General features: G+C 59.5%; 19 protein-coding genes. 5 read left to right on the plus strand and 14 right to left on the minus strand.

From position 1 onward, the window contains the following. Positions 1 to 102 precede the first annotated feature (102 nt). From CKW14_RS26300 to CKW14_RS26310, 3 genes are all read right to left on the minus strand, one after another. A complete protein-coding gene (locus tag CKW14_RS26300) occupies positions 103 to 1,059 on the minus strand; it encodes an AraC family transcriptional regulator (protein ID WP_095049863.1) in 957 nt (318 codons plus the stop codon). 880 nt (positions 1,060 to 1,939) lie between these two features. Further along, positions 1,940 to 2,863: a helix-turn-helix domain-containing GNAT family N-acetyltransferase gene (locus tag CKW14_RS26305; protein ID WP_095126446.1), complete on the minus strand. Its 924-nt coding sequence runs from the start codon at positions 2,861 to 2,863 to the stop codon at positions 1,940 to 1,942. Positions 2,864 to 2,930: 67 nt separating this feature from the next. Further along, positions 2,931 to 3,206 (minus strand): hypothetical protein, encoded by a 276-nt coding sequence (locus CKW14_RS26310; RefSeq protein ID WP_095049861.1) that lies wholly within the window; start codon positions 3,204 to 3,206, stop codon positions 2,931 to 2,933. A gap of 137 nt (positions 3,207 to 3,343) precedes the next feature. On the opposite strand from CKW14_RS26310, the gene CKW14_RS26315 reads away from it, so the two are divergent. Both CKW14_RS26315 and CKW14_RS26320 read left to right on the plus strand, forming a co-directional pair. Continuing rightward, complete coding sequence (locus tag CKW14_RS26315; RefSeq protein WP_095049860.1) at positions 3,344 to 4,180, plus strand: AraC family transcriptional regulator; 837 nt, start codon at positions 3,344 to 3,346, stop codon at positions 4,178 to 4,180. 55 nt (positions 4,181 to 4,235) lie between these two features. Beyond that, complete coding sequence (locus CKW14_RS26320) at positions 4,236 to 4,829, plus strand: LysE family translocator (protein WP_095126447.1); 594 nt, start codon at positions 4,236 to 4,238, stop codon at positions 4,827 to 4,829. A 48-nt stretch (positions 4,830 to 4,877) separates the two neighbouring features. On the opposite strand, the gene CKW14_RS26325 is transcribed toward CKW14_RS26320, so the two are convergent. After that, a complete protein-coding gene (locus CKW14_RS26325; protein ID WP_095049858.1) occupies positions 4,878 to 5,795 on the minus strand; it encodes a LysR family transcriptional regulator in 918 nt (305 codons plus the stop codon). A gap of 103 nt (positions 5,796 to 5,898) precedes the next feature. Here CKW14_RS26325 and CKW14_RS26330 point away from each other — a divergent pair, with 103 nt between their 5' ends. The 3 genes from CKW14_RS26330 to CKW14_RS26340 all read left to right on the plus strand — a co-directional run bounded on the left by CKW14_RS26330 (position 5,899) and on the right by CKW14_RS26340 (position 10,394). Further along, positions 5,899 to 7,641 carry an amidohydrolase gene (locus CKW14_RS26330; RefSeq protein WP_095126448.1) on the plus strand — a complete coding sequence of 581 codons (1,743 nt, stop codon included), beginning with the start codon at positions 5,899 to 5,901 and terminating at the stop codon, positions 7,639 to 7,641. Between the two features lie 145 nt (positions 7,642 to 7,786). Beyond that, entirely contained in the window at positions 7,787 to 8,524 is a 738-nt protein-coding gene (locus CKW14_RS26335) for a TorF family putative porin (protein WP_095126449.1), read from the plus strand. A 211-nt stretch (positions 8,525 to 8,735) separates the two neighbouring features. Beyond that, positions 8,736 to 10,394 carry a phosphoethanolamine transferase gene (locus CKW14_RS26340; RefSeq protein WP_095049855.1) on the plus strand — a complete coding sequence of 553 codons (1,659 nt, stop codon included), beginning with the start codon at positions 8,736 to 8,738 and terminating at the stop codon, positions 10,392 to 10,394. Positions 10,395 to 10,515: 121 nt separating this feature from the next. Here the strand turns inward: CKW14_RS26340 and CKW14_RS26345 are convergent, their stop codons facing one another. The 10 genes from CKW14_RS26345 to CKW14_RS26390 form a co-directional block, all read right to left on the minus strand. Continuing rightward, complete coding sequence (locus CKW14_RS26345) at positions 10,516 to 10,794, minus strand: DUF971 domain-containing protein (RefSeq protein ID WP_095049854.1); 279 nt, start codon at positions 10,792 to 10,794, stop codon at positions 10,516 to 10,518. Further along, the gene (locus CKW14_RS26350) at positions 10,791 to 11,753 is read right to left on the minus strand and encodes a HEAT repeat domain-containing protein (protein WP_095126450.1); all 963 of its coding nucleotides are present in this window, start codon (positions 11,751 to 11,753) and stop codon (positions 10,791 to 10,793) included. Before CKW14_RS26350 ends, CKW14_RS26345 begins: the two co-directional genes overlap by 4 nt. Next, complete coding sequence (locus tag CKW14_RS26355; RefSeq protein WP_095049852.1) at positions 11,750 to 12,598, minus strand: ABC transporter ATP-binding protein; 849 nt, start codon at positions 12,596 to 12,598, stop codon at positions 11,750 to 11,752. The genes CKW14_RS26350 and CKW14_RS26355 overlap by 4 nt, the downstream gene beginning before the upstream one ends. Further along, on the minus strand, positions 12,598 to 13,380 hold the full coding sequence (locus CKW14_RS26360; RefSeq protein WP_095126451.1) for an ABC transporter permease: 783 nt from the start codon (positions 13,378 to 13,380) through the stop codon (positions 12,598 to 12,600). Before CKW14_RS26360 ends, CKW14_RS26355 begins: the two co-directional genes overlap by 1 nt. A gap of 269 nt (positions 13,381 to 13,649) precedes the next feature. After that, positions 13,650 to 15,062 carry an ABC transporter substrate-binding protein gene (locus CKW14_RS26365; protein WP_176471344.1) on the minus strand — a complete coding sequence of 471 codons (1,413 nt, stop codon included), beginning with the start codon at positions 15,060 to 15,062 and terminating at the stop codon, positions 13,650 to 13,652. Between the two features lie 211 nt (positions 15,063 to 15,273). Further along, on the minus strand, positions 15,274 to 15,519 hold the full coding sequence (locus tag CKW14_RS26370) for a ferredoxin family protein (protein ID WP_007959413.1): 246 nt from the start codon (positions 15,517 to 15,519) through the stop codon (positions 15,274 to 15,276). Between the two features lie 26 nt (positions 15,520 to 15,545). After that, positions 15,546 to 17,276 (minus strand): fumarate reductase/succinate dehydrogenase flavoprotein subunit, encoded by a 1,731-nt coding sequence (locus CKW14_RS26375; RefSeq protein WP_095126453.1) that lies wholly within the window; start codon positions 17,274 to 17,276, stop codon positions 15,546 to 15,548. Beyond that, entirely contained in the window at positions 17,273 to 18,025 is a 753-nt protein-coding gene (locus CKW14_RS26380; RefSeq protein ID WP_016774450.1) for a GntR family transcriptional regulator, read from the minus strand. The genes CKW14_RS26375 and CKW14_RS26380 overlap by 4 nt, the downstream gene beginning before the upstream one ends. A gap of 220 nt (positions 18,026 to 18,245) precedes the next feature. After that, on the minus strand, positions 18,246 to 19,214 hold the full coding sequence (locus tag CKW14_RS26385; protein WP_095049847.1) for a Gfo/Idh/MocA family protein: 969 nt from the start codon (positions 19,212 to 19,214) through the stop codon (positions 18,246 to 18,248). Between the two features lie 10 nt (positions 19,215 to 19,224). Next, positions 19,225 to 20,112 (minus strand): Dyp-type peroxidase, encoded by an 888-nt coding sequence (locus tag CKW14_RS26390; RefSeq protein WP_095126454.1) that lies wholly within the window; start codon positions 20,110 to 20,112, stop codon positions 19,225 to 19,227. Positions 20,113 to 20,605: the final 493 nt, after the last annotated feature.

Below are 20,605 nucleotides of genomic sequence, written 5' to 3' on the forward strand. Positions count from 1 at the left end.
TAGGGAGGCGTAGCACGGGGCAATAGCCGAATCCTGCAGATCGCTATCCGTTTTGTGCAGGACGGCGCTGCAGGTGATTCAGGGAAGTTTCAGCGGGGAGTTTTAGTGGCGGCGTTTGAAGGTTTTCGACGGCAGTTCACCGAACTGCTGGCGATAGCTTTCGGAGAAACGGCCCAGGTGCAGGAAGCCGTAGTCGAGCGCCAGCTCGGTGAGGTTGCGCACCGGGCAGCTTGGGTCACTGAGGCAGGCGTGGATGCGCGCAAGCTTGCGTTGGCGGATGTATTGCATCGGCGTAACGCCCAGTTGGCGTTCAAACAAGGTGTACAGCGAGCGCGGGCTCATGCTCGCCTGAGCGGCCAAATGTTCAGCCGGCAAATCCAGTTTCAGGTTACGTTCGATGTAATCGACGATGCGTTCGAAGCTGATGTTCGGTGCACTCAGGCATTCACGGCTGACGTTGGTGTTCATCAGCGAAATCAGTTTGCTGCCGATGATCTGCGCGTAATGCTCCTGCACCCGAAGCAACGGATCGCTGGCCTCGGCTTCTTGACAGATCATCGCGAGCAGGTTGGTGAAGCCTTCCAGTTCATCAAGCTGATAGTGATTGCGCAGGAAACGGATACCGCTGGAGGGGTGCTGCCAACGCTGCTCGTTGCACACCGATTCGAGCACGCTGACCGGCACCTTGAGGATGAATTTCTCGCAGTCTTCCGAGTACGTCAGATCAACCGGATCATCCGGGTTGATCAACAACAACTCGCCCGGCACCAGATGCTGTTCGCGCTTGTGCCCGCGCCACAGGCAATTGCCTTGCAAGAGCACTTGCAGGTGGTAAACGGTCTCCAGCGCAACGGAGGTCACGCGCACGCTGCCGCCATAGCTGATGCGGGCCAGATCGAGATCGGCGAGTTTGCGATGGTTGAGGCTGGCTTGCGGGTGGGTGGTTCTGGACAGACCGATGAAGTGCTGGCCGACGTGCTGATTGACGTAGTCGGAGACGGCATAAGGGTCAGCGTGACGAAACACGCTGCTGCGATCGCTCAGCAGATGGCTGTCCATGGGGCATTGCTCATTGTTGTCGTTATTTTGGGATCACGGGGTTTCAGGCATCACCACTCACAGTACGCCGGAGTGTCACGGTGGGCAATTGGACGAAGGTTTGGGTATTCGATAATCGAACACTTCTTGCGGATTACGGCGTGGTTTGTCCAACGCCTACACTTGCCGAAGAAATGCCCTACACGCCAAAAAACCCGATACAGAAAAATCCTACTTATGACAGTTTTAGAAAACAAAAAAAGCCCGTTTCAGTCGAAACTGAAACGGGCTTTTCCCACCTCAACGGCCTTTACTTCAGGTCGTCAAAGTGGTCTCGCAGGAACTCGTAAAAGCGAAAGGCTTTAAACAATCTCCATACAAGGCTCAGCGTACGCAGCAAAAGCTTCATACGTTTTGGCCTCCAGGGCTGGGGGCCAAACCTCCAGCAAGCTTACCGGATCATGCTTGCTTTCAGCCTGAACGTCAGTTCGACTAGTGAGGCGGCCGGTTGAAAGCCCTCTGAGCCATCATCCCGGCACGGGTGCAAAACCGTGTCAAAGGGAATGAAACTGTTAAGTTTTCCAGCCAGACCTCACTACCGAACCAACATACGAGCGCCTGCATCATAACCTCAATAAAAGGATTTCATGCAGAGAGTTTTATTGCCTTTGTAAACCGTTATTTCTGTCTGCTTATTAAAATAAAAATACCTGGAAAAAGTCGTTCAAAAAAAGCTATTACCGTTGCAAGGTGGCGCAAAGGCTCATACTATCCTCACACGTCAGTTCGGCTAGTGAAGCAACAAACCTCGGTCGCAAACCAGGGTTTACAAAAAGAACCGCCCCGCAAAGGCGGTTTTTTTTCGTCTGTCTTTTTACTGCACCCGACGACGAAAAACAGCTCACAACACCCGCGCCCACGTCTGACTCAGCAGATCCTTGCCAAAGCTGTGAACCGCTTCTTCCTCCACCAACTCAAACCCGGCCTGCTGATAAATCTTGCGTGCAGCCGTCAGGTTGCTGGTCGTCCACAAGGTCATTTTCCGGTAACCCATCTGCCGGGCAAAGCGCAGGCACTCCTCGACCAGACGACTGCCAATGCCCAGACCCCGCGCGCTGGCGTCGACGTAGAGCATGCGCAGTTTGGCGGTAGTCGCGTCCTGGCGGACGATGAACACCGAACCGATGACCTTGCCGTCCTTTTCGGCAATCCAGCAGCGCTCACAGGTGGGGTCGTAATCGCGCAGGTACTTGGCGACCACCTCGGCCACTAGCGCCTCGAACTCCGAATTCCAGCCGTATTCGCGGGTATACAGTGCGGTTTGCTGTTGCATCACCGTACCCATGTCGCCGGGCTGCGGATCGCGTAATACGTAGGTTGAGTCTTTGTTGCCTTGCAGCAGTGTCTGGATCAGCGTCATGGCGCCGATCAGTTGTTTCTGCTGCGATTCTGGCAATCGCTCGAGCATGGCGACGATCTGTTCGCGGGAGGCCTTTTCCAGCGGGACCAGAATTTCGCGCCCGAGGTCGGTGAGGTGCAATTGCGCAGCGCGGCCGTCCGTAGGCGACGGCACTTTCTGGATCAAGCCGTGCTTTTCGAAACCGCTGATGATGCGGCTCATGTAGCCGGCATCGAGGCCGAGCATCTGGCGCAGTTCAGCACTGGTCAGGTCACCGCGCGACGCCAGCTCATACAAAATGCGTAACTCGGTCAGCGAGTAGTCGCTTTGCAGCAGATGCTCCTGCAATACACCGATCTGATGGGTGTAGAAGCGGTTGAAACCGCGCACAACGTCGGCTTGCTCGAGGAGATGGCTGCTGGACATGGCAAACGCTCAGTTAATTGCTTAAAGCAACTATATATTTGCCAAAAGCAACCATGTCAACAGAAAGCTATCGGCACTTGGCTAACACCACCTGACAGGTATCCGGCGTGCCCCCAGAGCGCCCGGCATAGCGGATGCAGTTGCTCATCGACTTCTGCCGGGCCATGTTCAAACTGGAGCCCCAGGCCAGACCGCCCTCACCGACCGAGGGCAAGGCTTTGGCGTAGCAGGCGTCCCCGACGCCGGAAGGCGGATAGTGTTTGCGGCCTGAGCAGCCTGCCGCCAACGCCAGGCTGAGGGCGATCAAGGTGAGTAAAACCCCGCGCGAGCATCGGTTAATCATCGCATTCCACCTGCCGCCAAAGGGCTCGTGACCTGCAGAGTCTAGCCCCCTCATCTGCACAAATCTTCTAAACGTCGATGAGCATTGCGCGGTATTTTATGGGGCCGCACCGTTCAATGGCGAACACTGGAGCCTTCGTGGATAAACGCAACTGGATCGAGCTGTCCCAGGATGCCGACACCGGGATTGAATCGATTCGTGCTCATTTTCAGGGGCATGCCTACGATCCGCACTGGCATGACAGCTTCCTCGTCGGCGTCACCGAGCAAGGCGTGCAGCAATTCAATTGCCGCCGAGTACGCCATCGCAGTACCCCGGGCAATGTGTTCCTGCTGGAGCCGGGGGAAATCCACGATGGCCAGGCGCCGACCGAGGAAGGTTTTACCTATTCGATGCTCTACCTCGATCCGCACTGGCTGGAGCGTGAAATGCACGCGCTGTTCGAAGACGCACCGTCCGACAGTCAGCCCGGTTTTGCCGACACGCTGAGTCAGGACCCGCGTCTGGCCACAGCGATCAATCACGCTTTCCATGCGTTGCATGACGGCGATCTGCGCATCGTCCGGCAGACCGCCATTGACGGTCTGCTGAGCTCGCTCACGCGTCATCTCGACTGGCGCAAGCGCCAGGTTTTCGATCCGCGCCTGCCGTTGGTGGCGCAACTGGCGCGGGATTATCTGCACGCGCACACCTATGAAGATATCGGTCTCGATGATCTCGCGCGGGTTTGCGGGGTGGACCGTTTCCGTCTCAGCCGGGCGTTCAAGTCTGCCTTCGGTCTGGCGCCGCACGCCTACCTGATCCAGTTGCGCCTGGCCAAGGCGCGGCAGTTGCTGGCGCGCGGTGAAACGCCGGCGCAAGTCGCCAGCGTGCTCGGTTTTGCCGATCAGAGCCACCTCGGTCGCTGGTTCCGGCGTGCCTATCAACTGACGCCGGCGGATTACCGCAAACGCTGCTCAAACCTTCCAGACTGACGCACGCCGTCTGGCGATCATGGATACCTGTGTTGATTTTCAGGGAATCCCGATCATGGCGTCATTACTGCCCTTTCTGCTGTTTGCTTTCGTTGCCTCGATCACGCCGGGGCCGACCAATATTCTGGTGTTGAGCCACAGTTCGCGCCAAGGCCTGCTCGCCACATTGCCAATCATTTTTGGCGCCTGCGCGGCGGCGGCCCTGATCGTACTGATGGTCGGCCTCGGTGCCGGCGAAACGTTGCTGCGCTACCCGCGTGTGCAGCATGCCATGGCCTGGGGCGGCGTGCTCTGGTTGAGCTGGCTGGCGTGGCAGATCTTTCGCAGCACGCCGCCATCACTGAACCCGGCGGATGCCCAGGAAGAAAGTTTCAGCGTGCTGGGCGCTGCCATGCTGCAACTGGTCAATCCCAAGGTGTGGATGATGGCGGTGGCAGTGGTCAGCGTGTTTGTTGGCGGGGGTGACAAGACTCTGCGGCTGCTGGTGTTGTCACTGGCGTTTTTGCTGGTGTCGCTGCCGTGCATGACGTTCTGGGCATTGCTGGGTGTGGGCAGCGCACGGTTGATGGGTTCGCCACGGGCGTTCAAACGCATGAATGCGGCACTGGCGTTGTTGCTGCTCTCGGCATGGCTGACCGTCCTGGCATAACGCCCCTGCAGGAGCTGCCGAAGGCTGCTTCTACGGAGGAATGGGCTGTCAGCTCAGGCCACGTTCGATGAGGAATGCCGAGATGTAATCGATGAACGCCACCACCTTCGCCGTGGCCCGCCGATGGCTCGGGTACACCGCGAGAATATGCGGGCCGAAGGTATCCGGGTCGATGTCGTAATCGGCCATGACCCGCACCAGTCGCCCGTCGGCAATGTACGGTGCGGCGCTCCACAGCGGCGTGTGCAGCAAACCGCGCCCGGCCAAAGCACTGGCCAGCAGCAAGTCGTAATTGTCGCTGCGCAACCGCGGCGCCGCCGGTTGCGCCAGACTCAAGCGCTGCCCATCGCGCTCGGCCCACCAGAATTCGCGGCTGAGCAATGGGTGCTGATAGAGCAGCCACTCATGCTGCTCAAGGGTTTGCGGAGTCACCGGCAAATCCTTGCGCGCCAGGTACTCCGGACTGCCGCACAGGGCCAGTCGATTGCTGCCGACCACCCGCGCAATCAGCCCCGGCAAGTCATCGTGGCCTTCACGCAGCGCCAGGTCATAACCACTTTCCAGCAGGTTGACGAAGGCATCGCACAGGTCCACTTGCAGACTGATCTGCGGATATTGCTGCAGAAAGCCGTCACACACCTGATCGAGAAACGCCCGCCCATACGCCAGTGGTGCGGTGATTTTCAGGTTGCCGCGCAAGCCGTGCTGCAACTGCTCGATTTCCTCGCTGGCCTCGTCCAGCCGCTGCAACACCAGCCGTGCGGTTTCCAGGTACACCCGGCCGATTTCGGTAAGCAGAATCCGCCGTGTGCTGCGCTCAAACAGGCGTGCACCCAGCTCCGATTCCAGGTGATTGACCGCTTTGGTCAGCGCCGACGGGGTCTTGCCCAACTGCTCGGCGGCGCGGCTGAAACTGCCGAGCTGCGCAGTGACCACGAACATTTTCAATGCACCCAGTTTGTCCATGCTTTTTCCATTCAGGCAAAAACGTTTTTCGTGAGGGAGGCGTTCTGTCGACCGCTATCAGCCACTAATCTCGCCATCAGACGCAATAACAAGGAAATCTTCAATGAAAAGATTCATCCCGAGTCTGTTGGTAGTCGCTGTAAGTTTTGCCTCGATGGAAGCCATGGCCGCTGCTGATCTGATCCTGCTCAACGGTAAGATTTTCACTGCCGACCGCGCACAACCCAAGGCGCAAGCCCTCGCCGTAGAGAACGGCAAAGTGCTGAAGGTCGGCACCGACGCGCAGATCAAAGCCCTGATCGAATCCGGCACCCAAGTCATCGATCTCAAAGGCAAAGCGCTGATGCCCGGCCTGATCGACAGCCATTCCCACGCGATTTTCGGCGGACTGGAAATGGTCTCGGCGAACATGGAAGACGAAGTCGTCAGCCTCGACGAACTGCAAAAACGCCTGCGCGACTGGCGTGCAGACGGCAAGGCCAAACACGGCGACGTGCTGAGCATTGCCGGCATGAGTTCGGTTTACTGGGCGCAGGCCGAAGCCTTGGGCAACACCTTCAACAACGGCGAATGGGCCAATGTGCCGGTGGTGTTTATCGGCAGCGACCACCACACGGCGTGGGCCAACGACGTCATGCTCAAGCGCGCCGGGATTGATGCGGCCCTGCTGAAAACCCTGCCCGACGCAGAAAAAGACACCATCGGCAAACTGGCCAACGGTGAGCCGAACGGCTTTGTGGTCGACGCCGGTTGGGACCGGGTCGCCTCGAAGATGCCAGTGCCAAGCCCTGCCGACATGTTGAACGCCGCCAAATCAGCGGTGCGCTACAACAACAGCCTGGGCATCACCGCGTGGATGGATCCAGCCGCCAACGCCGCACCAGGTGAAGCGGTGTTCGCCCTCAAACCGACCGAGAAAACCGTCGGCGTGCTGCCGGCCTATAAAGCCCTGTCGGAAAGCGGCGACATGAGCGTGCACGTCGCGGCGCTGTTGGTGGCCAACCCGAAAAGCCTACCCTCCGACCTCGATACGCTGGACAAGGTGCGCCAGCAATTCCAGGGCATTCCCAACCTGACCCTGCCCGGGATCAAGATCTTCGCCGACGGCGTGATTGAATTCCCGGCACAGAGCGCGGCGATGATCGACCCGTACAGCAACTCGCACAAACAGGGCGAACTGCTGATCGATCCACAACACTTCGGCGAACTGGTCAGCGCCATCGACCAGCGCGGCTGGCTGGTGCACATCCACGCGATCGGCGACCGTGCAGTGCGGGAATCGCTGAACGGCATTGCTCAGGCGCGCAAGGATCGCCAGAGCGGCGTGACCCACTCGATCACTCACCTGCAAATGGTCAACCCGCAAGAGTTCGCCCGCTTCAAACCGCTCAACGTCATCGCCTCGATGCAACTGCTGTGGGCCAGCGCCGACGACTACACCACCGACATGATCAAGCCCTACGTCAGCACCCTCGCCTTCCGCTATCAGTACCCGGCGCATTCGCTGCTGAAACAGGGCGCGACGATCGCCGGCGCGAGTGACTGGCCGGTGTCGACACCGAATCCGTTCAACGCCATGGCCCAGGCGATTACCCGTGTCGGACCGTTGGGTGTGCTCAATGCCGATGAGCGTCTGGACCGTGAAACCATGTTCTACGCCTACACCGTCAACGCCGCGCGGACCATTGGCCTGGAGAAGCAGATCGGCTCGCTGACGCCGGGCAAGCAGGCTGACTTTATCGTGCTCGACCGCGATGTGTTCAGCGTCGACAACAAGGCCCTGCATGACACCCAGGTTTTGCAGACCTGGTTCGGCGGCCGTCAGGTCTACACCGCCACCCAATAACAACATTGATCCCCCTGTAGGAGCTGCCGAAGGCTGCGATCTTTTGACTTTGATTTTAAAAACCAAGATCAAAAGATCGCAGCCTTCGGCAGCTCCTACAGGTTTACCTCCTGCCCCCATAACAATCACAACATCGGGACTTCACATGAAAGCCTTGCCCCTGTTCGCCCTGAGTTTTTTCAGTCTGCTGCCGTTGAGCAGCTTTGCGATCCCTTTAAACGATGACTTTGCGCTGTTGGTGGATCTCACTTTAGCCAGTGATTACCGCACCCGGGGCATCTCGCAAACCCAGAACGACCCTGCCATGCAGGCCGGCCTGACTCTCGCGCACAGCAGCGGTCTGTACCTCGGCGCGTGGAGTTCCAACGTCGATTTCGGCGGCGGCCTGAAAACCCGTCAGGAAGTCGATTACTACGGCGGCTGGCTGTGGCAGGCGACCGAGGAAGTCAGCCTCGATCTGGGCTACATCAAGTACGCCTACCCCAAGGAAAGCCAGTTCAACCAGAGCGAGGTCTACGGGATTCTCGGGGTTTATGGAGTGAAGCTGGCGGCGTATTACTCCAGTGATGCGCCGGGAATTGATAGCAAACAGAGTTCGCTGTACAGCTACATCGGTTATGAAACTGAACTGCCGTACGACTCGGGGTTGAAGCTGCGTTACGGCAATATGGATTTCAAGGATCCGCATTTGTACTCGGCGTCCGGGCAGGCCGAGGACAGCTATCGCGAGTGGGAAGTCAAACTCACCCATAACCTCGCCGGCGTGGTACTGGGCCTGAGCTACATCGACACCGATCTCCCACAAACCCAATGTCTGAGCAACTGGGGTTTCAAAGACGTCTGCACCGCCACCGTCGTTGCCAGCGTCAGCAAATCTTTCTGACCCAGCGAAATCCCACTGTAGGAGCTGCCGAAGGCTGCGATCTTTTGATCTTGATGTTAAGAACAACATCAAAAGATCGCAGCCTTCGGCAGCTCGTACAGGAAATGGGGGTCGAACTTGTTACGGGATGTTTACAAATTTTTTACTAATGCTCTTCTACAGTTACACGCGTAACCGCGTGATGTTCTATTCAAGTAGAGGAATGTTTGACATGGCTTTGGGCAACGGACTGCGCTTACCGTCCATCACGCCTACCCGGCTGGTGCTGCTGTTTTCCCTGGCGCTGGTGGCGTTGTACAACCTGGCGACCTGGGAGGCGCTGGGCACTCTGATCACCCTGCAAGGCGCGCACAAACTGGCGTTTTTCGCCTCGTTCGCGCTGTTTTTGTGGGCCGCGATCACCCTGCTGCTGACACTGGTGTCGTTTCGCTGGACACTGAAACCGGTGCTCACCGTGGTCGCCCTGCTCTCGGCCTGCGCCGCGTATTTCATGAATGAATACGGCATCGCCATCGACACGGTGATGATGCAGAACGTCTTCGAAACCAACCCCGCCGAAGCCACCGCGTTGTTCAGCGGCAAGCTGCTGGCTTACGTGCTGTTGCTCGGTGTATTGCCGGCGGCGTTGATCTGGCGCTGGCCGGTCAGTTATCGGCCGTTCTTTCGCGGTCTGCTCAACAAGATGCTGGTGATCATCGCCTGTGTGCTGGTGATCGCCGCCTCGGTGGGCGCGTTCTATTCGACCTACGCGCCAATCTTCCGCGAAGAAGACAAACTCACCCACTTCATCAACCCGACCAACTACATCTACGCGATCAGCAAGTACACCAAGCAACGCCTGGGCATCAAAAAGCATTTCGTGGTGCAGGCCATCGGCGAAGACGCGGTGATGAGCGCCAAGGCGGCCAGCCGCGAGAAGAAATCGCTGATGGTCTTCGTGGTCGGTGAAACTGCTCGCGCCGATCACTTCTCGCTGAATGGCTACGAGCGCGATACCAATCCCGAACTGAGCAAACTCGACATCCTCAACTTCACTCAGGTGCATTCCTGCGGCACGTCGACGGCGGTCTCGGTGCCGTGCATGTTCTCGATGTTCCCGCGTGAGGATTACAGCGACAAGAAAGGCAAAACCTACGAAGGCCTGCTTGACATTCTCCAGCGTGCCGGCGTGCAAGTGCTGTGGCTCGACAACAACAGCGACTGCAAAGGCACCTGCCTGCGCGTACCGCATCGCGACATTTCGAAGAATCAGCCGGGGCCATTCTGCGACGGCAACAACTGCCTCGACGAGGCGCTGTTGCAAGACCTGCAAAGCTACATCGACAGCCTCAAGGGCCACGCGATCATCGTCCTGCACGCCGACGGTAGCCACGGCCCCGAGTACTACGAGCGGTATCCGAAAGACATGGAGCGCTTCAAACCGATCTGCCACACCAACCAGTTGGGCAGTTGCAGCCGCGATGAACTGGTGAACGTGTACGACAACACGATTCTGTACACCGACCATTTCCTTGCCAAGGTCATCGAACTGCTCAAGCGCAATCAGGACTCACTGGACACGTCGATGGTTTACGTCTCCGATCACGGCGAATCGCTGGGCGAGAACGGGCTGTACCTGCACGCGGCGCCGTATGCGCTGGCGCCGCAAGCGCAGACCCATGTGCCGATGGTGATGTGGTTTGGCAATGGCACGCTCGCCAGTGAAGGGATCGATCGCGGTTGTTTGCAAGGCAAGACCGGGCAGGCGGACCTGAGCCATGACAACCTGTTCCACTCGGTACTGGGGTTGTTTGATGTGAGGACGTCGGTGTATCAGCCGGGGCTGGATATTTTTCATGGCTGCCGGCCGGCGATGACGGCCACGAATTAACCAAACACTGAAGATCCCTGTGGGAGCTGGCTTGCCAGCGATAAGGCCGGCACATCCGGCATCTGTGTTGACTGACAAGCCGCCATCGCTGGCAAGCCAGCTCCCACAGGGAATGGTGCTCTCAGGAGGTGAGGTTTGCCAGATAGGCCCACGGGTAGATGCCGCGTTGATGGCCATCGCTGAAGATCATTTGCACGCCGTAGCCCTGCGGGTTGAGTTCGATCAGGCGCACGCGATCATCCACCAGTGGTGTCATGCCTTTGAGGCGAAACGCGCGGCATTGCGAGCACGGGCACTGGCGGCGCAGTTCGGCGTGATAGAGCTGTTGTTCGCGGGCGTCCGGCCAGCTCAAGCGCAAGGTGCCTTCGCTTTGCGAATTAGCCATCGACAGCGGGTTCATTGCAACTGACTCAAGGCGATGCGCACGGCTTTGCGCACCTCCGGGTCGCCGTCGTCCTGCGCAGCCTGCAACGCGGCCACGGCGCCGCGATCATGCAGTTCGCCCAAGGCCAGCGCGGCTTCCTTGCGCAGGTTGCTGATGCGATGGCCGAGGGTGTCGATCAGGGCGTCCAGCGCCGGGGCGAAACGCAAACGGCCGAGGCTGCGGGTAGCGCGCAGGCGCACTTGCCAATAATCATCGCTCAAGGCTTCGACGAGCGCGGAACCAGCGTCAATGTGGCCGACCTTGCCCAAGGTCGTCGCGGCTTCTTCGCGTACTTGCCAGGCGTCATCCCGCAAGGCCTGGCGCAGGCCTGGCAACACTTCGGCGCTGGAGGCCAAGCCCAAAGCGCCAGTCGCAGCACGGCGTACTTCGGTGTCGGGGTCAGCGCTGGCCAATCGTGCCAGGGCGGGCAATGCGTCGAGCTGCTTGAGCCAGCCGAGCACGCCCACGGCTTCACGACGAACGCTGGCGTCGGCATCGTTCAGCGCCGAAACCGCTGCCGGCGCGGCTGCGGCGAAACGCAACTCACGCAAGGCACGGAATGCGGCGATACGCACACTGACGTCGGCGTGATCGGTCCACGGCAAAATCACCTGCCCCGCCGCTTCCGTTTTGAGCAAGCTCAGGCTCTGCGCGGCGGCCGATTGCACGGCGGGCGACGTGTCGGTCAAGGCTTCACACAAGGCTTGCACGACGCCCTCATCTTCCCAGGCTTCCAGCAAACGTGCGGCTTCAGCGCGAACCTCTTCGGCGGGATCTTGCCTCAGGCGATCAACCAGCCAGAGCAAGCCATCCGGTTCTTCCAGATCCGCCAGATCAATCAGCGCAATGCGTCGCACACCGGCGTCTTCGGCAGTCAGGCGCGGTTGCAGATCGAGAATGTCCTGGTTATCGGTCACAGCAAAAATAGAGGTCATAGGGCAAATCGCGGCAAAGGGTTTTCGGGAGGCAGGCCGAGCGGGTTGAGGCGCGGCAGCGGTCGGTCGTTGTCGTGGCGTAGCAGGTCGAGGCAGTGGCGTTTGAGTCGGGAGAATTCGGGGCTGGTGACCAGTTCGCTGGTGCGTGGCCGGGCGAAATCCAGGCGCAAGTCTTCGATGATTCGCCCCGGTCGCGCGCTCATCACTAGCAAGCGGTCGGCGAGGAACAGTGCCTCGTCGATGTCGTGAGTGACGAACACCACCGTGGTACGGATACGCGTCCAGATGTCCAGCAGTAGTTCCTGCATGTTCAGACGTGTCAGCGCATCCAGCGCGCCGAACGGCTCGTCCATCAACAGCAGACGCGGGCGGTTGACCAGCACGCGGGCGATCTCCACCCGTTGCTGCATGCCGCCGGAGAGTTGATCGGGCCAGCGTTCGGCAAATCCGTCGAGGCCGACCAGTTTGAGGATTTCATCGGCGGCGCGGTGGCGCTCAGCCTTGCCGATACCACGCATTTTCAGGCCGAAAGCCACGTTGTCACGCACCGTACGCCACGGAAACAGCGTGTGGTGCTGGAACACCATGCCGCGCTGTGGAGACGGCCCGGACACCGCCGCGCCATCGACTTTCAGACTGCCGGCATGAGCGCTGAGGTGACCGGCCAAGGCGCCAAGCAAGGTCGATTTGCCGCAACCGGACGGACCAAGAATGCACACGAACTGACCCGGTTCAATCTGGCAATCAAGTTCGCGCACGGCTTCGAACGCTTCACGCCCTGCGCCGAGGACGATGGATAACTGGCGAATGTCGATCCGCCCTTCCGGGGTTTGCATCACGCTCATCAGGCTTTTCCTCGCGGTCGATGCCAAGGCGTGAACAACCCGCCCAGGCGTTTGATCAGCAGACTGCTGCCCATGCCCAGCACGCCGATCAGCAACATGCCGACGACGATGTCGGCGTAGTTCTGAATCGTGTAGGACTCCCAGGTGTAATAACCGATGCCGAACTGACCGGAGATCATTTCCGCAGTGACCAGACAGAACCATGAGGTACCCATGCCGATCGCCAGGCCGGTGATGATGCTGGGTGCGGCGCCGGGCAGGATCACTTCCAGCAGGATCGCCCGGCGCCCTGCCCCGAGGCTTTTCGCGGAGGCGATCAGACGCGGGTCGACGCCTTCGACGCCGTGCACGGTGTTGAGCAGAATCGGAAACAGCGCGCCGGTGAAGGTGATGAAGACCATCGACAGTTCGGAGGATGGGAACATCAGGATCGCCAGGGGGATCCACGCGACGGCGGGGATTGGGCGCAGGACTTCCAGCGGTGGCAGCAGCAGGTCTTCGGCCCACTTCGAACGGCCAATGGCCAGACCGAGAGCAATGCCGATGACTAGCGCCGCGAGGTAGCCGGCGAACACACGGCTGAGGCTGGCGGTCAGGTGCTGCAGGAGCTTGCCGGAGTCGCCCAGGCCTAGCGCTGCTTCGATCACGGCCACGGGGGTGGGCACGTTGGCGAAGGTGACGAGGCCGAGGTTCCAGTGGTGGCTGGCGGCGAGTTGCCAGAACAGCAGACAGAGCAGCAAGGATGCGGCTCTTGATGTCCTGCGTAGGGTGGGTGAATTCATTGATCGGGTTTCCGGTTGTGGAGCTGTGTTGTGGCTGAGATTTACCCCCCCTCACCCCAGCCCTCTCCCCCCAAGGGGGGCGAGGGGGAAAGGGAGCCGATCTCCGAGCTTTTCAAAACCTGCGCTCAGCTTGAAAAGGAGCCGACCTGCGTGCTTTTCAAATCCTGCGTTCAACTCGGTATTTCAGGTCGGCGTAGCGAGTCCAAACATCGCGGTCAGTCCCCTCTCCCTCCGGGAGAGGGCTAGGGTGAGGGGCTTTTGATCTTCTATCAGCGAGCAGCAACTGCTTGGGTCGTGGCATCAGTGAAGTCGAAAACCTTGCCACCCTGCGCCGAGGCATATTGCTGAGCCTGCCCCTTGAGCAGGAAAGCACTCAGCCGCCCTTTCGCATCACTGGCAAACCACGCCTGCTCCGCGAGCAACTTGATCCCGCTGTCACTGGCCTGGGCATACACGGCACGGATGTTTTTACCTGCCTGCTTCAACGCGGCCAGCGCGGTAAACGCCTCTTCCGCAGACGCGTACTGCCGCACCTTGCTCTCACCGCGCACCCAGATTTCGGCAACGTGGCTGAAGTCAGTGATCGCTTTACCGGTAGCCTTCAACGGCGTCTGCGCGTAGTTGGCCAACTGCGCGGTGTAATCCAGGTTCGACGCCTTGAACGCCGCACGGATGTATTGATCGTCAATAAAGTTGTTCAGATCGAGCCCGCGATCAGCCTTCTTCAGCAACTTCAACGTATCGATGGCCGTACCAACCGCCTGACGATATTCCGGCTTCCAGCTCAAGTCGCGGGTCTGCACGCCGAGTGGGCCGTGGAACAGGTAGTTCACTTCGGCATCGACGCCGGTGACTTTGGCGATCAACTCGCTGTATTTCTCCGGCTCAGCGGCCAATAGTTGATTGGCCTCGATGCTCGCCCGCAAATAGGCGACGACGACTTCCGGGTACTTCTTCGCGTACGCCTGATCCACCAGCGCACCATGGAACGTCGGCGCATTGGCCTGGGCGCCGTCGTAGATCTTGCGGGCGAAGCCCCGGCTCGGAAACAGCTCGGCGAACGGCACGAAATCGGCGTGGGCGTCGATCTTGCCGGCCTGCAACGCCGAGCCGGCGACTTCTGGTGGCTGGGCAATGATGTTGACGTCCTTGAGCGGATCCCAGCCCTGCTCCGCCACCGCGCGCAACAACATGCCGTGGGCGGTGGAGGCGAACGGCACGGAAATGGTCTTGCCCTTGAGTTCGCTCAGCGATTGCACGCCGGACGCACTCGGCACGACGATGCCGTTGCCGCTGCCCTTGATGCTCCCCGACAGTACGCTGATGAACAGGCTGTGCTTGCCGGCAGTTTCGAACGCAACACCGTTGAACGCACCTGGGAAATCGGCCATGGCGCCGAAGTCGAGTTTGCCGGCGACCATCTCGTTGGTCAGCGGCGCGCCGCTGGTGAAGTTCTTCCACTGCACGTCGTACTTCGCGTCTTGGTAGGCGCCGTCGTGGGGCAGATATTTGTCGAGCAGACCGAGTTCACGAATCAACAGACCGCCAGCGGCGCAATTGATGGTGGTGTCCTGGGTGCCGATGGCGATGCGGATGGTTTCGGCCGAGGCCGACAAAGTGAACGAAGCCAGTACCAGACCGGCGATTGCTGCACGCAACATGAGTGTTTCCCCTCGAATCATTTATTTGAGTTCGTCTCCGCCGCGATCAGGGCGCGGTGGGAAACGAGGGGTTTTCGGTGAATCCAGCGTCCGGGGTTCACCGGATGGCTTTGGGTTGTCACAGTTCCAAATGTAGGAGTGAGCCTGCTCGCGATAGCGGTTTTCCAGATGTTGATGTGCTGACTGACACACCGCTATCGCGAGCAGGCTCACTCCTACAGGGGATCGGGTTTCAACGCAGGAGATAGGGGATCTCGACCTTGACGGCACCCGTCGGGCAATCCTTCTCGCACGGCATGCAGTACCAACATTCGTCGAACGCCATGTAGGCCTTCTGCGTCGCCGGGTTGATCGCCAGCAAGTCCATCGGGCAAACGTCGACGCACACGGTGCAGCCCTTTTCGGCAATGCATTTGTCCTCATCAACGGTGACGGGGGCGTTGGAGCGGAAGAAGATTTCTTGAGCTTGATAGGCCATGGTTCGGACTCTCTTTCAGTAGTGCATCAAGCGGCAAATGCGCCGACCCGTAAACGGTCGTAAGCCTGCATTTCCTCGGCATCAAGCGGAATGATGTAAGGCTCGACGGCTTTCTTGAAACTGATCATCTGGCCGTCATTGCCCTTCTTCAGGTGGCAATGGCAGAACCATTCGCTGTCGTTGCGCTGCGGATGATCAACGCGATAGTGGTACAGACCCCAGCGGCTTTCGGCGCGGAACAACGAGGCGCGCGCGGCCATTTCGGCGCAGTCGCGGATCACGCTGGTTTCCATCGCGCGCATCAGTTCGTGGGCGTTGTTAGCCTTCATCTGCTCGAGATCGCGCTCGATGTCGCTGAAGCGTTGCAGGCCGATCTGCATCTTCTTGGTCACTTTCGGCGGTTGCAGGTAGTCGTTAACGAAACGCCGCAGCTTGTACTCGACCTGCGCCGGCGGCAGACCGTGTTCGCGATCCAGCGGTGCGTAGACCCGGGCCTTTTCCTTTTCGATTTGCGCGGCATCCAGCGCAGAAAACTCGCGGCCGGCGACAAAGTCTGCGGCGTTATGCCCGGCAAACCAGCCGTAGGTGAAGGCGCCGAGCATGTAATTGTGCGGCACAGCGGCCATGTCACCGGCCGAATACAAGCCTTTCACCGAGGTCTCGGCGCGTTCGTTCACCCACACCCCGGAGGCAGAGTGACCGCTGCAAAAACCGATTTCGGAGATGTGCATTTCGACCATTTGCGTGCGGTAATCGGTGCCGCGATTGGCGTGGAATTGACCACGACTCGGGCGCTCATTGCTGTGGAGGATTTCCTCGATGGTCTGGATGGTTTCTTCTGCCAGGTGATCGAGTTTGAGAAACACCGGGCCGTTGCCGCTCTCCAGTTCCTGGTGGAATTCCCACATCATCTGCCCGCTCCAGTAGTCGCACTCTATGAAGCGTTCACCCTTGTTGTTGGCGGTGTAGCCACCCAGCGGACCGGTCACGTAGGCGCAGGCCGGACCGTTGTAATCCTTGATCAGCGGGTTGATCTGAAAGCACTCGAGGTTGGCCAGTTCGGCGCCGGCGTGATAGGCCATCGCATAGCCGTCGCCGGCGTTGGTCGGGTTCTCGTAGGTGCCCATCAGGTAGCCCGACGAAGGCAGACCGAGTCGCCCGGCAGCGCCACAAGCGAGAATTACTGCCTTGGCCTTGATCACATGGAAATCGGCCGTGCGGCAATCGAAGCCCATCACACCGTTGACTGTGCCCTCCTCGTCAGTCAGCAACCGCGTGCAGACGAGACGATTGGTGATGCTCACCCGCGCACGTTTCAACTGCCGATAGAGGACTTTTTTGATGTCGTGCCCTTCCGGCATCGGCAGCACGTAGGCGCCCATGTGGTGGACCTTTTTCACCGCGTAATCGCCGGTTTCATCTTTCTCGAACTTCACGCCCCAACGGTCGAGTTGCTCGATGGTTTCGAAACTGTGGGTGGCGTAGGCGTAAACGGCGGCCTGATTGACGATGCCGTCGTTGGCGATGGTGATTTCCTTGGTGTACTGCTCCGGTGTCGAGTGGCCGGGAATGATCGCGTTGTTCAGGCCGTCCATGCCCATGCTGATCGCGCCGCTGCGTTTGACGTTGGCCTTGTCGACCAGCAACACGCGCAAGTCGCGGTTCTTTTCCTTGGCCTTGATCGCGGCCATCGGGCCGGCAGTGCCACCGCCAATGACGACAATGTCGTATTCCTGTTCGAGCACGTTGCGGGTCATGCCTGCTCCCCTTTTTGCCGGTCGATCCGCAGGCGGTACTGGAACGCATCGCCACGGTAGTAAAGGTGTTCGAAGTCCAGCGGTTGGCCTTGCGCGTCGTGGGTCAGACGCTCGATACGCATGATCGGCGAGCCGGCCTCGACGTTCAGCGCCTGGGTCAGATCGCTGTCAGCCAGCACTGCGTCGATGGCCAGATCGGCATGGCCGAGGGCGATGCCGCAGTCGTTTTCAAGGATCAGGAAGATGTCGCGGGTGACCAGATCGGCCTTCTCCAGCCGCTCGCCGACGGCTTTGGGCAGGTAGGTGATTTCCAGCGAGATCGGCTCACGATTGATCAGCCGTACACGTTTGATCTGCGCGACGATCTCGCCCTCAGCGACTTGCAAACGCTCGGCGACGCGCTTGTCGGCCGGGATGAATTTGAAGCTGCGCAGGCGGTTGATCACCTCATAGCCACGGCCGGTCATCGACTCGGCGAGGCCTTGCAGGCTGCTGACGTTCTGAAAGGTTTTCGGTTTGGCGACGAAGGTGCCTTTGCCGTGGATCTTGAAGATCAACCCTTCTTTCTGCAGATCGCCCAGCGCCTGGCGCACGGTGATGCGGCTGACTTTGAACAGCGCACCGAGTTCGCTTTCGGAGGGCATCTGGCTGTCTTGCGGGTATTCACCGTCGAGGATCCGCGCACGGAGGACGTCGCGCAGTTGGGTGTGCAGCGGGACACTGCTTAGGGAGAGAACGTTATCGGTCATCACGGGATCACTTGTTATAACGAGTTATGACGTGATCATAGAGATGTTATGACAAGGTGAGAAATATTGTTTGGGCATAACCTTAGATGCATGACACACGCGATTCCCTGTGGGAGCTGGCTTGCCAGCGATGGCGTTCTGTCAGCCAACTGATTGGCTATCTGAACCACCGCTATCGCTGGCAAGCCAGCTCCCACAGGGGATGGTGTAAGACTGGAGGTCAGTGGCGTTTGAGGATCTGGTCCATGACCCAGTCGGTTTTGAGGGCTTGTTCGGCGACGGCGGGATGTTTGGAATCTCCACGAATATGCGCATTCATTCCGAGCACGTGATGCCACTGGATGTGCTCGTGATGGGGGATTTCCAGGCTGAGGTGTTCATCGGCATGCAACTGCACGGGATGCTCATCAAACACCGAAAAAATGATCCGCCCGAGACTGCCAATGATCTCGACCCGATCCTCACGCCGATCCGCCACAAAGCTCCAGCAACCCATGCCCAGTGCCCCGGAGGCGAAACGCCAACTGGCGCTGACGGCATCTTCCGCTGCATATAACCCTGCCTGATGCGCGGTGAATCCGGCGACGTCAACAATGTCACCGAGCAGATACTGAAACAGATCAAAGCCATGACTGGCCAGATCGGCAAAGTAACCGCCACCGGCCACCGCCGGATCTGTGCGCCAATTGCTGCGACCGTCCAGATCCGCCGGCGAAGGCGCCTTGGTCAGCGTCCAGCTCAGATGCCGCACGTCACCGATGCGCCCCTCCTCCAACCATTGCCGCACCTGTGCAAAGCGCGGCAACGAACGGCGGTAGTAGGAAACGAACAAGTGCAAACCAGACTCGTCAAATGCCCGTTGCATTTCGCGGCTTTGCCCGGCATTCAGCGCCATGGGCTTTTCCACACAGCAATGTTTGCCGGCCGCAGCGACTTTCAGGCTGTAGGCGTGGTGGCTGTCGGGCGGTGTGGCAATGTACACCGCGTCCACCTCGGGATCGTTGATCAGCGCATCGACGTCGGTGTAAACCCGCTCGATGCCGTGGCGCGCGGCATAGTCAGTCACGGCCTCAAGGCGTCGGCCCATCACCGCCACCAACGCCGAACCGGGCGCCTTGTAGAAGGCCGGCCCGCTCTTGCGCTCGGCGACGCTGCCACAACCGATCATGCCCCAACGCACCACGTTCATTTCTATTCCTTTAGCCAATGCGCAACGCGCGCAGATCGAGGTGACCGTCCTTCAGCGGCGGGCACCAGTAATAGCCGCCAGTGATCGGCCGGCTGATGCGATACAGACCATCGGTGATGCCGTCTTCCAGGCCGCTCATACGGCGCAGTTGCGCTTCGAAGGCATCCAGCGAGAAGCCGAAAGCGAGGAACATCAGACCGGCGCGATCACCTTCGATCCACGGCATCGAGCGGCGCACGACAAAGGCTTCCGGGGCAAAGCTTTCCTGTGCGGTGCGTTTGACGTGGGCGGAGACTGGCGCGTCGTCGATCTCTTCGTTGTCACTGAGGCGACGGCCCATGATGTTGTCTTTGTCGTCGGCCGAAAGCTTGTGGAAACCCTTGAGGTCATGCTGCCACTGCTGGATCGCGGCGAAGCTGCCACCGACCATGCCGTCGGTGCCTGCGCTTTGCAGGGCGGCAGCGATGGCGGCTTCGTCGTGGGGGTTTTCGGTGCCGTCTTCATAGCCGGTCAGGTCGTGGCCGTCCTTGTGGCGGAAGGCTTCCTGCATCTCGACCAGACGCAGGGCTGGTGCCAGTGCGGCTTCGAGAGCGTTGCAGCGGTTGAGCAGTTCACCACGGTCGACGCCGTGCAGCCACACCCACAGCGCGTGCTGGGTTGACGGGTTCTCGACGCCAACGCCGGTCAGCGCCGGGAAGCTGCGCAGGCCGTCAATCTGCATGTTGAGCGCCTTAGCCAGGGATTCACCAAAACCGACCACCGCCGACTTGCCGTCCACCTGATTGAGCAGGCTGTCGAGCGCCTGCGGCAGGGCTTCAACCGACTCAAGGGCGAAAAACAGGTGACGCGCTTGCGCAGGAACAGGGGTGGCGAGAATGCCCGGCTGGTAGTAACTCATGTGAACTCCTTGGGAAAGTGCGCGGGAGTTTACCTGTGGCCGGAGGGTTTGTGTGGGTTTGGATGGAAGTCAAAAGCCCCTCACCCTAGCCCTCTCCCGGGGGGAGAGGGAATTGATTGGGGGATATTAAAGATCTACACCGACTTGAACGTGCTGTACCGAATCCATAATCGACAAAAATCTTTCAGGTCGATGTAACTCGCAAGACGCCTCGGTCGGCTCCCTCTCCCTCCGGGAGAGGGCTGCAGTGAGGGGATGTTCGAGGTAAGACACTGAATTGAGCGTGCATCGGTGAATCCATAATCGACAAAGACCTTTCAGGTCGATGTAAGACGCAAGACACCTCGGTCGGTCCCCTCTCCCTCCGGGAGTGTATGTACCGGAGACATGGTGGACACATGTTCGGAGACATGGTGGACGGTTTTAGATCTTCTTACCTGCCGTAACGATCTGCAAGTTCAAGTCGATTCGGGCGATACGATGTCTACTCCAG

Source organism: Pseudomonas sp. Irchel s3a12, from assembly GCF_900187485.1.
GTDB lineage: Bacteria > Pseudomonadota > Gammaproteobacteria > Pseudomonadales > Pseudomonadaceae > Aquipseudomonas > Aquipseudomonas neuropathica.

Excerpts from the sequence above, each read along its gene's own strand:
- CKW14_RS26330 (WP_095126448.1), top strand. The coding sequence starts at position 5,899 with ATGAAAAGATTCATCCCGAGTCTGTTGGTAGTCGCTGTAAGTTTTGCC.
- CKW14_RS26325 (WP_095049858.1), bottom strand. The coding sequence starts at position 5,795 with ATGGACAAACTGGGTGCATTGAAAATGTTCGTGGTCACTGCGCAGCTC.
- CKW14_RS26355 (WP_095049852.1), bottom strand. The coding sequence starts at position 12,598 with ATGAGCGTGATGCAAACCCCGGAAGGGCGGATCGACATTCGCCAGTTA.
- CKW14_RS26365 (WP_176471344.1), bottom strand. The coding sequence starts at position 15,062 with ATGATTCGAGGGGAAACACTCATGTTGCGTGCAGCAATCGCCGGTCTG.
- CKW14_RS26335 (WP_095126449.1), top strand. The coding sequence starts at position 7,787 with ATGAAAGCCTTGCCCCTGTTCGCCCTGAGTTTTTTCAGTCTGCTGCCG.
- CKW14_RS26350 (WP_095126450.1), bottom strand. The coding sequence starts at position 11,753 with ATGACCTCTATTTTTGCTGTGACCGATAACCAGGACATTCTCGATCTG.
- CKW14_RS26345 (WP_095049854.1), bottom strand. The coding sequence starts at position 10,794 with ATGAACCCGCTGTCGATGGCTAATTCGCAAAGCGAAGGCACCTTGCGC.
- CKW14_RS26360 (WP_095126451.1), bottom strand. The coding sequence starts at position 13,380 with ATGAATTCACCCACCCTACGCAGGACATCAAGAGCCGCATCCTTGCTG.
- CKW14_RS26310 (WP_095049861.1), bottom strand. The coding sequence starts at position 3,206 with ATGATTAACCGATGCTCGCGCGGGGTTTTACTCACCTTGATCGCCCTC.
- CKW14_RS26375 (WP_095126453.1), bottom strand. The coding sequence starts at position 17,276 with ATGACCCGCAACGTGCTCGAACAGGAATACGACATTGTCGTCATTGGC.
- CKW14_RS26370 (WP_007959413.1), bottom strand. The coding sequence starts at position 15,519 with ATGGCCTATCAAGCTCAAGAAATCTTCTTCCGCTCCAACGCCCCCGTC.
- CKW14_RS26390 (WP_095126454.1), bottom strand. The coding sequence starts at position 20,112 with ATGAGTTACTACCAGCCGGGCATTCTCGCCACCCCTGTTCCTGCGCAA.
- CKW14_RS26305 (WP_095126446.1), bottom strand. The coding sequence starts at position 2,863 with ATGTCCAGCAGCCATCTCCTCGAGCAAGCCGACGTTGTGCGCGGTTTC.
- CKW14_RS26340 (WP_095049855.1), top strand. The coding sequence starts at position 8,736 with ATGGCTTTGGGCAACGGACTGCGCTTACCGTCCATCACGCCTACCCGG.
- CKW14_RS26320 (WP_095126447.1), top strand. The coding sequence starts at position 4,236 with ATGGCGTCATTACTGCCCTTTCTGCTGTTTGCTTTCGTTGCCTCGATC.
- CKW14_RS26380 (WP_016774450.1), bottom strand. The coding sequence starts at position 18,025 with ATGACCGATAACGTTCTCTCCCTAAGCAGTGTCCCGCTGCACACCCAA.
- CKW14_RS26300 (WP_095049863.1), bottom strand. The coding sequence starts at position 1,059 with ATGGACAGCCATCTGCTGAGCGATCGCAGCAGCGTGTTTCGTCACGCT.
- CKW14_RS26385 (WP_095049847.1), bottom strand. The coding sequence starts at position 19,214 with ATGAACGTGGTGCGTTGGGGCATGATCGGTTGTGGCAGCGTCGCCGAG.